Below are 630 nucleotides of genomic sequence, written 5' to 3' on the forward strand. Positions count from 1 at the left end.
GTTACCGGGTGATCGTATACAAATTCGTCAAAGCGTTCTTTATATTAATGATGAGGCTGTTTCACGTCATTTTATGGGGAAGATTGATGATTCTGATATAACGGAGGTCAATTACCCTGTTGATGTTTATCGCGAGACAATGCCTAATGGTGTTAGTTACGATACGCTTGAGTTAGCTTTTATCCCGCAAGTTGATGACACAAAGGTCTTTGAAGTTCCATCGGGGCATTATTTTATGATGGGTGATAACCGTGACAATTCAGATGATAGTCGTTTGGATGTGGGGTATGTTCCAGAGGAAAATCTTATTGGTCGAGCAAGTTTGATTTTTTTCTCTATCAGTAATGGTTCAAGTGCTTGGCAGATTTGGCGTTGGCCGTTTGATGTGCGTTGGAATCGTTTGTTTTCTTTTATTAATACCGTTTATGATTTGCCGCTTAATAAGCAGGAGATCAATGATGAATTGTCCAATAATTGATCAGCTTGAAAGATTGACGGAGCATCACTTTAAAGATGAAGAGAGATTAAGAAAAGCATTAACACATTCTAGTGTGCAAGATTCAGAACAGGGGAATTATGAACGGCTGGAATTTTTGGGTGATCGGGTTCTTGGGCTTCTAATTGCGGAAA

Annotated in this window: 1 protein-coding gene and 1 pseudogene; both read left to right on the forward strand. The window is 39.2% G+C overall.

Going from position 1 to position 630, the window contains the following annotated elements:
- Window positions 1-478 (forward strand): signal peptidase I (gene lepB, locus ACFIK8_RS12170; protein WP_375669579.1); only part of this gene is annotated, 478 nt, incomplete at its 5' end.
- Window positions 459-630: pseudogene (locus ACFIK8_RS12175) on the forward strand (ribonuclease III); the annotation flags it as partial. The gene lepB and the pseudogene ACFIK8_RS12175, both read left to right, overlap by 20 nt.

It is taken from the genome of Bartonella sp. MR168JLCBS, from assembly GCF_042194175.1.